Below are 14222 nucleotides of genomic sequence, written 5' to 3'. Positions count from 1 at the left end.
GGCCCTCTGGGGCTGCTCTTAAATTATGAAGGATGAGAGGTTTTTTTATGCTTAAAAATGAAAAAGCAGTCGTTGTTTTCAGCGGGGGGCAAGACAGCACCACCTGCCTGTTCTGGGCGAAGGAACGCTTCGCCGAAGTGGAAACCGTAACATTCGATTATGGCCAGCGCCATAAGCTTGAAATAGAATGCGCGGCACAGATTGCCAAGGAGCAAGGCGTGAAGCAGACGGTGCTTGATATGAGCCTGCTTAATCAGCTGGCACCGAATGCATTAACGCGCAGCGATATCGAGATCGCCGAAGGCGACGGCTTGCCTACAACGTTTGTGGATGGCCGGAACCTGCTGTTCCTCAGCTTTGCCGCCGTGCTGGCCAAGGGCGTCGGAGCGAAGCATCTGATCACGGGCGTATGCGAGACGGATTTCAGCGGTTATCCCGACTGTCGGGACAGCTTCATCAAATCGCTCAACGTTACGCTGAACCTGGCCATGGATTACCCGTTCGTCATTCATACCCCGCTCATGTGGCTCGACAAATCCGAAACCTGGGAGCTTGCCGACCAGATGAATGCGCTCGAATATGTTCGCGATCATACGTTAACCTGTTATAACGGCATCAAGGGAGACGGCTGCGGGGAATGTCCTGCATGCAAGCTGAGAAAAGCGGGGCTCGACAAGTATATGCAGCGCCGTAACGGCATCTCCGAGAGGGGGCGCCTGGTATGAGCCGAGAGCCCGGGGCTTTCCGCATTGTAGAGCATCTGCAGAAGCTTGGCGAAGACATCGATGCCGGAAGCCTGCGTTACCATCGGAAGCGGGTGCTTGTTTCCAAAGAGTTTACCTTCGATGCTGCGCACCACCTGCATTGCTATGAGGGAAAATGCAAAAACCTGCATGGCCACACGTATAAAGTGGTTTTTGGTATCAGCGGAACTCCAAACGAGGTCGGCATTACCGTGGATTTTGGAGACATCAAGGATTGCTGGAAAACGAGTATCGAGCCTTACCTGGATCACCGTTACCTGAACGAGACCTTGCCGCCGATGAATACGACAGCAGAGAACATGGTGGTCTGGTTGTTTGAGAAAATGGAGGAGGCCCTCCGCAGCAGAGAATCCTACGAGCAACAAGGCATGCGAACGGAGTTCGTTCGCCTGTTCGAGACGCCGACCAGCTACGCTGAGGTCAGACGGGAGTGGATGATCCATGAATAATGTGCATGAAACGCCTGTTACGGATTCAAACGGGGGCTCCTCCCCTGCCATGACGGTGGAACGTCCGGTTCCCGTGATGGAGATTTTCGGTCCTACCGTTCAAGGCGAAGGCATGGTCGTTGGCCGCAAGACGATGTTCGTTCGGACGGCGGGCTGCGACTATCGCTGTTCCTGGTGCGACTCCGCATTCACGTGGGACGGTTCCGCAAAGGACTCCATCTCTTTGTTGAGTGCTGATGAGATTTGGCAAGAGCTGTACCGGCTGGGCGGAGAACGCTTCGATCACGTCACCCTGTCCGGCGGCAATCCCGCTCTTCTTCCCCAGCTTGGAGCGCTTGTGGATGAGCTGCATCGGCACGGAATTACCGTTGCCGTGGAGACTCAAGGCTCACGCTGGCAGGACTGGCTGAATCATATCGATGAAGTCACCATTTCCCCCAAGCCGCCAAGCTCGGGCATGGATACGGACTGGGGCAAGCTCGACGATATCGTCTCGCGTTTATCCGCCCGTCCGCCCGGCAGAACCTTCAGCCTGAAGGTTGTGGTCTTTGACGATAAGGATTTGACCTACGCGGAAACGGTCCATGAACGATACCCGAACGTACCATTTTACTTGCAGACCGGTAATCCCGATGTAGGCACAGGGGACACGACTTCGCTTGTGTCTCATCTGCTGGACCGGTACGAGTCGCTTGTTGATGCGGTCATGCAATCCGACCGGTTAAACGATGTGCGTGTCCTGCCGCAACTGCACACGCTCGTCTGGGGGAATAAACGCGGCGTGTAGCACGGCATCAAGAAATTACCAATGATCTGATGAAGCATGAATGAATATAAATGAAGGAGTTATCATATATGGCTGGAAGACAAAAAGAAGAAATGGAAGACGTTACCCTGCTCGGCAACCAAGGCACGAAATACACGTTCGAGTATGATCCCGGCATTCTGGAGAGCTTTGACAATAAGCATCCCTACCGCGACTATTTCGTCAAATTCAACTGTCCCGAATTCACAAGCTTATGCCCGATCACAGGCCAGCCGGACTTTGCGACCATCTACATCAGTTACATTCCGGATATCAAGATGGTGGAGAGCAAGTCCTTGAAGCTGTACCTGTTCAGCTTCCGCAATCACGGGGACTTTCATGAGGATTGTGTCAATATCATCATGAATGACCTGATCAAGCTGATGGATCCGAGATATATCGAGGTATGGGGCAAATTCACCCCGCGCGGTGGTATTTCCATCGATCCGTACTGCAATTACGGTCGCCCGGGAACCAAATACGAGGAGATCGCCGCGAATCGTCTGATGAACCATGACCTGTACCCCGAAAAGGTGGATAATCGGTAAGAAACCGCCTTTATGGCTGCGTCATGATATTTTCCGAGATATTAAGAAAAAGGGATGCCCGCGCATGGCGGGCATCCCTTTTTGTCGTGTCGATCCGTATATCATCCTTGGATTACAACGGATATTCCATATTCCGAAGACGGTAATGAACACGCCGCTTCTTGTACAGCATTTTCCCGGCTTCGGCCACATCGCTTATGGTGCCTTTGTTGCTGATCGAACCGAATACGATCCCGGCGATCGGAATCAGCTGAAACAGCTTTTTCATCCCGAAGTTATCGGTATACGACTGGACGACTTCACGCCAGCCCTGCAGCTGCGAGAAGACCTGCTCCGTCGCCTGGACGTCGTCAAAACTGGCGAGCTCCTCAAGCACCGCTTTCTTTCCGACGATGTCGGCGGATGCAAACTGCAGGCATTTCACGATAAACACCCGCTCCCGGGGATCGTTCGGATCATACCCGTAACAAAGGGCCATCTCCTGGAGCACCTTGAGCGATTGACCGAGCACCATGGGCAGATCGGCCGCTATCGTAAATACGCCTCCGATTCCCGTTGCCGCCCCTTGGGCCGCCGCGAATTTGACCCGCTTTACCGTCAGCGTATCCGCTGCCGCATCCATGACCTGGAGCGGCAATTTCGCGGCTGCTGCCAGCGTAAGTCCGGAAGCCACCGCCTGCTCTTCTCCGTTCCCAGCCCCGCCCGACCCCGCCTCGCCGGATTTCGCGGAAGGGTCGTTCACCGCGCCTGAACCATCCAATCCAGCGGTCTGAGCCAGTACGTTCATGACCGACTTCTCGCGAACCAGATGCTTCCCGCCGCTTTGAATAAATCCGCCGACCTCGTTCAAGGCGCTTCCGATTTTCTCTTGAACAGCCTTGGGCGTGAGGCGATCCAGCAGCATAAAGGGAATTCTTCCGAGCTTCTCCCAGAACATGACGTCCTTCTGCTCCTTCTCCCATTTCAAAATCTCTTGAAGCTGCGACTCCAGCTGTTGTCGTGATTCCATCTCTGCCATCCTCACTACTCCTCTATCCGAATTGAACGATCTATGAAGGTTATACGTGTAAAATTGAAGAAAGGCGCAATAAATTTCAAATTGAATCTTGCAACAGCATTCGCAAGGCAAACAAAAAAAGAGATCGACCCTGATCCGGCCGATCTCCCTTTGCTTTCGTTAGCCGACATGAAACGGCAGCAACGGATATGAACTTTATTTGCCCAAAAATGCGTTCAGCATCCACGAATGCTTCTGCACATCGCTCACCATGCCGGTCAACAGATCAGCAGTTGCATCGTCGCCCTCTTGGTTTGCTGCCTCGATACCGGACTTGAGCTCTCCGGCCACTTTCTCGAAATCCGCAACCAGCTGTCCGACCATCTGCTCGGCCGTGTTTTCATTCGAAACCTCCTGCAGCGTCGTCAGCTTCAAATATTGAGCCATGCTGGCGGCCGGTTTGCCGCCGATGGCCAGCATTCGCTCTGCCAGCTCATCCACATAACCGGCGGCCGTGTTGTACAGCTCCTCGAATTTCTCGTGCAGCACGTAGAACTGAGGGCCTTTCACATACCAATGATAATGGTGCAGCTTCACGCCAAGCACACTCCAGTTGGCTACCTGCGTATTCAGTATCTGTTGAAGTTCATCGGTTGTTCCTTGCGCTTGTTGGGTTAAGTTACTCATCTATATCGTCTCCTTTGATATTGTATTTAGACTTATTCTAATTCCTTGAATTAATCATAACAGATTCCTGTCTCTTTTGCAAAGAAAATCGGAACTTCTCGGATGAAGATAGGATGAAGAAATTACCTCCGATTTATACCTATCCTAAATTATTTTTAAGACCGTCTGCTGTGATGGGCATCATATAGCTTCAGCCCGAAATTTCTAGGATAACCCAAGAATCGTTTTCATTTCCTTCCGTTTTTGCTTCGGGTTCATTACGTATAACGTGTCCCCTGCCTCAATGACGGTGTTTCCTCTCGGCGTGATGATGCGTTTCTTCCGAATAATGGCGGTAAAGAGGATATCGTCCGGCAGATTCAGCTGCTGAATCTCCTTGCCGACGATGGGCATATCCTCATCCACCAGCACGTGGTTGATCTCGGAATCCGTTTTCCCTAGAGCCATCAGCTCCAATAAGGACGGGGCCTTTCCTTTATCTTTCTCCACCAGCGCAAGCCTTTGCGTGAGCGGAGAGATGGTGGTGCCCTGGATCACCGCTGATGTCAATACAACAAAGAACACGACATTAAAAAACAATTCCCCCTGCCTGATTCCCGACAGTACGGGATATGTAGCCAATACGATCGGTACGGCCCCACGGAGGCCGGCCCATGAAATCAATATTTTCTCGCGGACGGCAAATTTGGCGAACAATAGACTGCTGAACACGCCGATCGGCCTGGCGATGAAGATGAGAATCAGGGACAACAGGAGTCCTTGCCATACGACCTTCGACAGCTCGTTCGGGAAGACAAGCAGCCCGAGCAGCACAAACATCACGATCTGCATCATCCACGCAAAACCTTGATTGAATGCTTGAATCGTCTTACGGTACGTCAGCTCGGTATTGCCAAGCAGCAAGGCCATAACGTATACGGCCAGCAAACCGCTGGCTCCAAGCCATGCGGCGGCGGCATACGTCAGCACGGCAAATCCTAAAGCAGTCACGGGGTATAGCCCCGAAGAATCGAAGTTGATGCGATTGATCACATACACGGCCAGCATGCCGACAAGAATGCCGACCACCAGCCCTAATCCCATCTCCATCACAAACGAAAAAATAAGCCCGAACAAATTTAGGTCCGGATGTTCTATCCATTCGATCAAGGACACGGTAAGAAACACCGCCATCGGGTCATTGCTTCCGGATTCCGCCTCGAGCGTCATTCGAAGCCTTTTCTTCAGATTCGTTCCGCCAAGAACCGAGAATACGGCTGCCGCGTCCGTCGAGCCGACGATAGCGCCGATTAACAGTCCTTCTTTTAAAGAAATATCAAGCACAAATGAGGCGCATAGTCCGATTACAACGGTTGTCAGCAGGACGCCTATCGTGGCAAGCGAAATGGCCGGACCCAGTACCGGCTTGATTTCTTTGAAGTCGGTCTGCATTCCGCCCTGAAACAAAATGACGATCAGTGCAAATATGCCGACCAGCTGCGTGAGCTCCGCATTATCGTAATAAATGAAACGGCTGAGAATCATCCCGATCGCGATAAACAGCACCAGAGCGGGCATGCCGAAACGGGAAGAAAACTTGGTGGTCAATACGCCTGTCAGAAGCAAGGCGCCGCACAGCAAAATCATGGAATCAACAAAACTTGGCAAGCTCATCCCTCCGGCGTCAGATTCGTACATTTATTATTACCCGAAAAACACCGCCTTTTCGCACACGCCCAAACCGTAAACGCTTCGATCCAGGGCTGGCTAACTCCGCCAACCGGACAATTCCGAAAAGCCTTAGGAAACGTTTACTGGAAATTCCGTGCCCAATGACTTTATACTAGTAATAACAAGCGACATACATAGGGGAGGCGTCAATCGAGTGAACATTTCTATGATGAAAAGCGATCAACTGCAACAAGCCGTCGAGCTGTCCGACCGTATTTTTCTTAAACAGCCGGAACAGCCTTCCATGGGGGTATCCTTCCCTCCGATATTCTCGCCGGGTATCAGCCATTCCTACGGTGCCTGGGATCAGGACAAACTGGTGTCTTTCATGGGATTCGTGCCGTTTACCATCCAGACTCGCGGTGCCCGATTAAATATTTTCTCCATCGGCTCCGTCTGCACGGACTCCGATTACCGGGGACAACGGCTTGCGGGCAATCTCCTGGAACAGTGCATCCGGCATGGCGAGGCCTCCGGTGCATCCCTCATCCTTATTTCCGGCGGCAGATCCCTGTATACCCGGGCAGGCAGCCGTTTATTCGGCCGGGCACTCCGGTTCCGTCTATCTCCCGCCGTTGTGGAGCCGCTGCGTGCTGCAACGGGAAAAGAAGTGAACATCCGGGCCATGCAGCCGCACGATCTGTTCCAGATCCAAAGACTGATGGAACAGCGGGAAGCTGGATATGTTACAACGGCTTCGGAGCTTAACAAGCTGCTGGATGCAAGCGCATACTCCAACGTGATCCGTCTTAAGCAGCAGGTGCTCGTCGCCGAAGAAGGCGGGGCGTTGACCGCTTTTGCCATCATCGCCGTACCCGGAAACACGATGACGCCTTCCAGGGAGTCCACCCTCGTCGAGTGGGGAGGAAGCCCTGAAGCGGCCGCACTGGTTATAGCCGATGCCATCGCGTCCTTCAGCCTTTCAGAGCTTACGATTCCGCTGCCTTGGCAGGATAAGGAGCTTGCCGCTTTAATCCAATCTGCCGGTATCCTGCCGGAGTATATTCGCAACGAGGGAACCATTTATTTGGTAAGCGGGCCAGAGCTGCTTCGTCAGCTGGCTCCTCTGCTTCCCGAGGGGTTGATCCAGGCCGACGGCGAACATGGTCCGTACCGTCTTACCCTGAGCCATGAAACGTTGGAGCTGGATGACGAAGGTTTGCTTTCCATCCTGTTCGATCCGGAATCCCCGTATCGGGCTAACGGGAGCGTAACCTTCGATCCTGTCCCTCTCCCTTACGCAACCGGCCTTCAATATATATAATGAAGAACTAAAGGTGCATCGGATCCTTCCCTAAGGCAGGGGAGGACCTATGTGCCTTTTTCTTTCGCTAGAGATTAACTAACTTGGAAACCGTTCATCCCAAGCAAACCGGCGTCGATACTCGCCTCCCGAGGAGTGGCCGTCCGCCTATTTTTCCCAGGATAAGTGCCCTTCCTCTCCGCTTCCACATAGGATGGGGTAACCGATCTGATAGAAAGAGGTGCAAGGCCTTGAGTCATCAACCGAAAAGAGGGCTTCAATCCCAAACAAGCCTCGGTATCCCGGGTCTCATCCCTGGATACCCTTACTATCCTTATCCATACTATCCACCGTTTTATCCGCCGGTCTATCCGTTTCCTCCGTATTACCCGGGGTATCCCGGATTTCCCGGACATGGGCATGGGCATGGGCACGGTCCTTGGCATCCGGGACATGGCCCAGGACCGTGGCATCCGGGTGGACCTGGACATGGCCCCGGTGGACCAGGCGGTCCTGGACATGGGCACGGCCCCGGCGGTCCCGGGTATGGGCCGAGGGGTGCGAGAATGCAGCGCAACAAGCGTTAAACACGACTTCAAGCAAGCCCTGTGAAGCCGGATTGTCGCCGCAAACAAACCGCCCGGAAGAATCCGGGCGGTTTGTTCATCGTTCATGATGCATATGAGAATAACCCTTATCGTCTCTTCGTGGTTTCTTCACGATCCGGGCTAACAATGTTAGGACTCACGGCGCCGCCGTTGCCATCGCCATAGCCTTGATACAGGTTAGGGTCCGGCACGGCATCCTCGGTGGCGGCAGCCGCTTCAGAACGCGAATCTACCGGTGCTCCTGTACCGCTGTAGGTACCTTCTTCACGGTAATGGTGTTCATTGAGCGCGCTGTTGCTCCGGAATATATCATATACCTGGCCACCGTTCGACTCATCGGCATCCACCATGACCAGAATATGCCCTTCATCGACGTAGCCCCCATATTCCTCCGCTTGATCTTCCGGAATGCCAAGACCGATCAGGCCTCCTACCAACCCGCCTGCACCGGCACCCACGGCGGCGCCCGTCAGCGTTGCCGCGATCGGCCCAGCGGCAATGATCGGACCAATGCCCGGAATGGCCAATGCGCCGAGACCTGCGAGCAATCCGGTGACGCCTCCCAGCACGCCGCCGGTAGCCGCTCCGGAGGCCAATCCCTCGGGCGCTTTGGTTCCGGTCTCGTCCTGAATATGGGAAGATTCGCCGCGATCCTTGGCAATGACAGAGATTTCATCGGCTCTGAATCCTTGCTGCTTTAGTTCCTCAATAGCTCGGGTTGCTTCCTGCTCCGTCCGAAAAGCTCCTACAATTTTCTGAGTCATATGAATTCCTCCTATTTGGTCATTTTCGGTTATCGCTGTACATCCCTAAATTAAACGCCAGCCGCCATAATCAAACAAGGAAACCGAAATGACCGCTTGTAAAGAAACCCGTCGCAGAGCCGAAACTTCCACATATCGCCATGGAATGATACTGGTAATATATAACTCCATGAACATTCATGTTAATATAGCAAGTAAGCACGTGTGCCTTAAAAATTGAATAGGTTGGTGATTCCATGAACTGGTTCAAGCCTTTCGAGGACGATCTTGCCGCCGCTTTCTCGGCCTGCGAAGCAAGGCTGTCCGAATTCCCTGCTCCCCTGAACCAAATCGGTCTTTCATACCTCAGAAAGTTTGACGTCTTCGAGCAGGACAGTTCCAAAAATTACATCTGCTATCTGCTTCCCTTCTGGATGAAAGAACGGACCGCACTTCCCGCCGAGATATACCGTGATCTCTCCACCGCTAACATTATCGGCATGTTATACTACTTCATTCAAGACGACATCATGGACTCGCCTCATGACGGCCAGTCCTCCATCGATCCGAAACACCATCTCGCGCTTGCCAACCTGCTGTATTACGAATTTCTCACATCCTATCAACCTTACTTCCCGGCAAATTCAGAATTCTGGTATTATTTCAAACACTATACGCACGAATGGTCGGAAGGCGTCATCCATGAAAACCGGGAGGATTACTTTAAGCACGACAGGACCATGGTTGCCAAAAAAGCGGCTCCCGTAAAGCTGGGAAGCACTGCCGCACTTCTTCTATCGGATCAAGCGGACCTTATTTCACGAACGAACGACGTGATGAATCATGTGCTGCTTACCTTGCAGATGATGGACGATTGGACCGATTGGAAGCAGGATCTTGCGGATGGCAGCTACAACTGCCTGCTCTCCCTCATTAAATCGGAACGGGGACAACCGCAGGACGCTGTTCTAACGATATCCGAAGTACAGGAAGCCATCTTTATCAACAACATGCTGAAGCCTTATGCAGAAATTGCCGCTGCCACCCATGCCCATCTCTTATCGGTAGATATAGAGGCTCCGCATCTGATTTCCTTCCATCAAACGATGGTGGATGAACTTCAGAACGAAGCGAATCATATCGAAAACAGCAAAAAAACCTTGTCTTTTGGCGGGTTAAATTACCATTTGTCTATTCTAAACAAAAAATAATAGATTTTATATTTGTTCCATGGTATTCTTTAAGAGTAAAAAATAACCAATTTATTTGAAAGGGTGATTCTTATGACGACAGAAGCCATCTTTCAAACACAATTGATTCAAAAAGCCTGGGAGGATCCTAGCTTTAAGGCAAAACTGCTCAGCGATCCAAAGTCCGCGATCAAGGAAGTTCTTGGTGTACGGATTCCCGACCACATCGAGATTCGAACGCTTGAAGAGAATCCGGGCGAGCTGTATCTGGTCATCCCTCCGAATCCGACTAGCGTGATCAAATCGGAAGCCAAGGAAAGAGCCATCTGGTAAACACTACATAACAGCCTGGACATTTCATAAATAGATAATAGGTAAAAAGAGTGGGGACGATAACCGTCATCGCTGCCGCAGCTTAGCGAATCATTCGCAAGCCGCGGGAAGCGTAATGACGGCATCGGTCCCCACTCCTATTTTGCTCGTAAAATAAATGTCCCCGTCCATGGCTTCTATAATTCGGAAGGTCACCATCAAGCCAAGGCCCGTCCCCTTCGTTTTGTTCGAGAAATAGGGCTCTCCCAGGCGTGCCAGCACCTCCGGTCCCATCCCCTCGCCATTATCCACCACATGAATAAACACCTGGCCTTGCTGTCGGTAGCAGCGGATATGAACCAGCCCATCGTCGCCCAGCGCCTCAATGCTGTTCTTTACGATGTTAATAAAGGCCTGCTTGAATTTCGAGGAATTGCCCCGAATCGTAATATCCTCCGGAATATCGACGGTAATTCTGCCTCCTTGCAGATGGGCCAGCGGGCCGAGTATGCCTTCGATATGCTTGAACTCCTCGGATATCCGCAGCACCGTGTCTTTGCCGAATTCCGGTTTGGCAAAGGTTAAAAAATCCGTAATGATGCCCGAGGCACGGTCCAGCTCTACCAAGGCCAGATCCAGATACTCCCGTTCGGTGGACTGGGCTTTTCCGGTGAGGAGCTGCAGGAATCCCCGCGTCACTTGCAGCGGGTTGCGAACCTCATGCGCGACCGATGCCGCAAGCTCACTGATGATTTCCATCTTCTCCGAACGCTGCAGCTCATTGTTGAACATCTCAAGCTCTTTGGAGTATTGAAGCATCTGTTCGTGATTCTTGGCAAAATGCCGTCCGAGAATAACGATCAGCGCAATGATGAAGCTGACGATGCCCCATTTCCAGAGGAACAGATTGTAGCTGCCCCGGGTCAGGAAAAACTGCAGCAGCTCGCCCAAACCCACAATGGCAAACACCGCAAAGCCAGCGTTGAAAATAACGGCGTCCTTATTTCCCTTAACGGCATAGTACATCGAGCTGCCGACCAGCAGTACGAATTGAACAATCATGACAAAACCCAGGACCTGAACGGAGAAGAAATAATACAGGTCGAACCATTGATTAGAGGCCCATTGATTGAAAATCAGGAACAGGCCGCAGAACAGCGAATAGAATACCTGGAACTTCCGAAGTTTGCGCAGTACGCCCCTCCAGCCGGGGCCGAAGATTTTTTCAAAAAAGAGACTGAACGAAGGAAGTAAAATAAATAATGAGATGTCATATAACTGAGTATATAAATTTCCATATTCATCAAAAATCGTATAAAGAAACGGGGAGTATGTAAATACCAGTATGCCAACGGATAAAATAATAAACGATAATGACAGGACGGTAATCAAATATTTTCTGTTCAGGAACACGGCGCAGATCAGCATCACCAATGCAATAAAAACAAAGGCGCTCCCGAGGATGATGTCCACCAGATTCGACTTCACGAACTGGTTCAACAGATCATGATAGTTGCCGACCAGTATTTTCCCTTCCATCGTCACATGATCTCGCGCGGTTTCCAGCCAGATGTACAGATCCTTCCCGAGTAAGTCCTGGTGAAGGGGAAGCAAAATGTAGTTCAGCTCATAATTGTACGTACGGGTAGATTCGTAAATCTTCTCATGGTCCGCATATACCGCAACCTGCTGTCCGTGCAGCTTGTCAATTAAAATGCCGGGGGATGCCGATGATATCTCGGGAATCTTCATTTGAATCCATGCGGATGCCTTGGCATGCGGCTTGGAAGGCGTCGAAGCTCCGGTCGAAGTTACCAGCCAGTCATCCCTGTGGGCCGGTACGCTGTCCGGTACCCCACGGGTTTCGGACCAAAGGATTCTCCACTCCTTAATCGCTGCCCGAGCTGCCGTTTCTTCGGTGGCAAAGACAAGCCCGGGTAACCCCTGGCTAAAAGCTATAACGATGATCAGGAACACAGCGATTCTCCATCCAGACCTCATGGACGCACCTCAAACATTATAATGGGTGATTCTCTTACTGTGTTATTCGCTGCGACAAAACCTTCCACCTTCTAATTTTCGGAAAAATGATAAAATTTTCTATTATTGATATAACAAAGAGAGATGCACGCGGCATCTCTCTTGATTGGAAATCTAAACTTCCACGGAATCAGGAACGGACGGAAAGCGAATGATCGCCTCGGTACCGCTTCCTTTTTCACTGATAAAATGAATGGTTCCTCGCATCGCTTCGATGATCCGGAAGGTGACCATCAGGCCAAGCCCCGTCCCTTTCGACTTATTCGAGAAATACGCCTCGCCCAGCCTCTCCAGATCCCCAGCTTCTATTCCAATGCCGTCATCTTGGATGTGAATCACGACTTCATCAGATTCGGCATAGGCCCAGATACGAATAGTCCCTTCTCCATCCAGTGCCTCGATGCTGTTCTTGACGATATTAATCATCGCTTGCTTCAGTTTGGATGAATTGCCGGTGATGTATAATTCCTTGGCGTCATCCAGTTCGATCGTGCCCCCGCTCAGATTCGCAAGCGGCAGCAGAATGCCTTTCACATGCTTCAGCTCCTCATACACGTTCAGCCTGATCTCATGCTCCAATTCAGGCTTGGCAAACGTGAGGAAATCCGTGATGATCCCGGAAGCCCGGTCCAGTTCTTTCAGCGCCAAGCCAAAATACTCCTTTTCCGTCTGCTTGGAGTTCTCGGCCAGAAGCTGCATGAAGCCGCGCGTCACTTGCAGCGGATTTCGAACCTCGTGCGCAACCGAAGCGGCGAGCTCGCTGATGATCTCCATTTTCTCCGATCGCTGAAGTTCGTGATTAAACATCTCCAGCTCTCGGGAATATTGCAGCACTTGCTCATGGCTTCGGGCGAATTTACGGCCCAGCAATATGATCAGGGAGACGATCAGGCCGATAACGCCCCATTTCCACAGAAAGAGCTCATAATGCCCGTCATGGTAATAGAAGGCCAGCATATCTCCGAGCGTCGCTATCGCCATCATGCCGAAGCCGGCTGTAAAAATATAAGCGTCCTTGTTACGCTTGGCAGCGTACAGAATCGTGGTACCGATCAGCAGCACCATCTGCAGGATAATCAGGACGCCGAGAATCTTCACGGAGAAGAAATAGTACATATCATAAAACGAATGATGGCTCAGAACATGTACCGCAAGGAAGACCAGGCAGATCCCGGAGTAGGCCATCTGAATTCTTCGGCCGTAGCGAATGAGCCGGTAGGGACCGGGTCCGTAGATTTTCTCGAAATAGAAATACAGCGCCGGCAAAACGGTGAAAAGCGAAATATCGAATACCGAGACCCATACACTGCCGAGTTCGCCATAAAAGGTGTACAGGAACGGCGAGTACGTAATTAGCAAGGCTCCGCTTGCCAGAATGATCACGCTCAGGGACAGCCAGCTGGATACCGTATGCTTCGGAAGGAACAAGCAGCAGAAGAACATGACCACCGCAATAAACAAAAAGGAGCTGCCTAATATAAAATCCTCCAGATCCTTCTTGATAAAACCTCTACGCAGATCATCATACTCGCCGAGCATGATCTCGCTATCGATGCCTAACGTCATATCGCTAGAACCGTTTGTCCATATATAAACGGTTTTGCCGGCATCATCAGGATGAAAAGGAAGCAGCAGCGAATGATTCGTATACATATAGTCCCGCTTGGCTTCATACACTGGTTCGTCGTTCAAGAAAGCCAGAACATCCTGCCCCTTGATCCGGTCAATCATAATGGCCGATTGTTTCCAAGGAAGGTCAGGCAGGGTAAAACGATTCCATGCTGAAGATACCCCATCTGACTTTGGGGGTTCTTTGTTCTCTGGTGTCCCTGTCAGCCAACCGCTTGAATTCCGAATGCCGGCTGGCGAAACAACCTCCTGTTGTTCGTTATCCCACATAAACTGCCAATCAGGTATCACGGTATGAGCACGCTCAGCATCCGATTGTCCCGGTGATAAAATCGATATAATTAGCAGCAGCGGCACGACCAGCAGAAGCAGGAATATGGATTTGGGCATATCCTTCATCTAGTCAGCACCTCTAACCGTTATTGTCAATATAAATCCGTATTCTTCTCCATCCTTTGCCGATTCGACAAACTTCGTGTTCATTTACAATCAATATA

Annotated in this window: 14 protein-coding genes; 7 read left to right on the top strand and 7 right to left on the bottom strand. The window is 51.3% G+C overall.

The annotated features are described in order from the left end of the window. The first annotated feature begins 47 nt into the window (after positions 1–47). The 4 genes from queC (at position 48) to queF (ending at position 2566) form a co-directional block, all read left to right on the top strand. On the top strand, positions 48–725 hold the full coding sequence (gene queC, locus M1D70_RS06965) for a 7-cyano-7-deazaguanine synthase QueC (protein WP_009591701.1): 678 nt from the start codon (positions 48–50) through the stop codon (positions 723–725). Further along, on the top strand, positions 722–1213 hold the full coding sequence (gene queD / locus M1D70_RS06960; RefSeq protein WP_009591644.1) for a 6-carboxytetrahydropterin synthase QueD: 492 nt from the start codon (positions 722–724) through the stop codon (positions 1211–1213). The genes queC and queD overlap by 4 nt, the downstream gene beginning before the upstream one ends. Positions 1214–1262: 49 nt before the next feature. Next, a complete protein-coding gene (queE, locus tag M1D70_RS06955; RefSeq protein WP_456290399.1) occupies positions 1263–2000 on the top strand; it encodes a 7-carboxy-7-deazaguanine synthase QueE in 738 nt (245 codons plus the stop codon). Positions 2001–2068: 68 nt separating this feature from the next. Further along, the gene (queF, locus tag M1D70_RS06950; RefSeq protein WP_009591586.1) at positions 2069–2566 is read left to right on the top strand and encodes a preQ(1) synthase; all 498 of its coding nucleotides are present in this window, start codon (positions 2069–2071) and stop codon (positions 2564–2566) included. A 112-nt stretch (positions 2567–2678) separates the two neighbouring features. Here queF and M1D70_RS06945 read toward each other — a convergent pair whose 3' ends face one another. The 3 genes from M1D70_RS06945 to M1D70_RS06935 all read right to left on the bottom strand — a co-directional run bounded on the left by M1D70_RS06945 (position 2679) and on the right by M1D70_RS06935 (position 5903). Further along, complete coding sequence (locus M1D70_RS06945) at positions 2679–3584, bottom strand: EcsC family protein (protein ID WP_009591699.1); 906 nt, start codon at positions 3582–3584, stop codon at positions 2679–2681. A 195-nt stretch (positions 3585–3779) separates the two neighbouring features. Beyond that, complete coding sequence (locus M1D70_RS06940) at positions 3780–4250, bottom strand: Dps family protein (protein WP_009591755.1); 471 nt, start codon at positions 4248–4250, stop codon at positions 3780–3782. Between the two features lie 204 nt (positions 4251–4454). Then, on the bottom strand, positions 4455–5903 hold the full coding sequence (locus M1D70_RS06935) for a potassium/proton antiporter (RefSeq protein WP_433938834.1): 1449 nt from the start codon (positions 5901–5903) through the stop codon (positions 4455–4457). A 211-nt stretch (positions 5904–6114) separates the two neighbouring features. Here M1D70_RS06935 and M1D70_RS06930 point away from each other — a divergent pair, with 211 nt between their 5' ends. Next, positions 6115–7224, top strand: a complete 1110-nt coding sequence (locus M1D70_RS06930; protein WP_456289514.1) for a GNAT family N-acetyltransferase — start codon at positions 6115–6117, stop codon at positions 7222–7224. A 288-nt stretch (positions 7225–7512) separates the two neighbouring features. On the opposite strand, the gene M1D70_RS06925 is transcribed toward M1D70_RS06930, so the two are convergent. Together M1D70_RS06925 and M1D70_RS06920 are read right to left on the bottom strand one after the other, a co-directional pair. Beyond that, positions 7513–7794, bottom strand: a complete 282-nt coding sequence (locus M1D70_RS06925) for a hypothetical protein (RefSeq protein ID WP_456289513.1) — start codon at positions 7792–7794, stop codon at positions 7513–7515. Between the two features lie 103 nt (positions 7795–7897). Then, complete coding sequence (locus tag M1D70_RS06920) at positions 7898–8575, bottom strand: general stress protein (protein ID WP_009591703.1); 678 nt, start codon at positions 8573–8575, stop codon at positions 7898–7900. A gap of 236 nt (positions 8576–8811) precedes the next feature. Here M1D70_RS06920 and M1D70_RS06915 point away from each other — a divergent pair, with 236 nt between their 5' ends. Both M1D70_RS06915 and M1D70_RS06910 read left to right on the top strand, forming a co-directional pair. After that, entirely contained in the window at positions 8812–9765 is a 954-nt protein-coding gene (locus M1D70_RS06915; protein ID WP_433938830.1) for a hypothetical protein, read from the top strand. Positions 9766–9837: 72 nt separating this feature from the next. Next, entirely contained in the window at positions 9838–10077 is a 240-nt protein-coding gene (locus M1D70_RS06910) for an NHLP leader peptide family RiPP precursor (protein WP_009591587.1), read from the top strand. A 90-nt stretch (positions 10078–10167) separates the two neighbouring features. On the opposite strand, the gene M1D70_RS06905 is transcribed toward M1D70_RS06910, so the two are convergent. Together M1D70_RS06905 and M1D70_RS06900 are read right to left on the bottom strand one after the other, a co-directional pair. Next, positions 10168–12057 (bottom strand): ATP-binding protein, encoded by a 1890-nt coding sequence (locus tag M1D70_RS06905; protein ID WP_433938829.1) that lies wholly within the window; start codon positions 12055–12057, stop codon positions 10168–10170. Positions 12058–12210: 153 nt separating this feature from the next. Further along, a complete protein-coding gene (locus M1D70_RS06900; RefSeq protein WP_456289512.1) occupies positions 12211–14124 on the bottom strand; it encodes an ATP-binding protein in 1914 nt (637 codons plus the stop codon). Positions 14125–14222 lie beyond the last annotated feature (98 nt).

This window comes from Paenibacillus sp. AK002, from assembly GCF_053903045.1.
The sequence above is the reverse complement of the archived record's forward strand: the minus strand, read 5'-3'. Positions and strand labels throughout refer to the sequence as shown.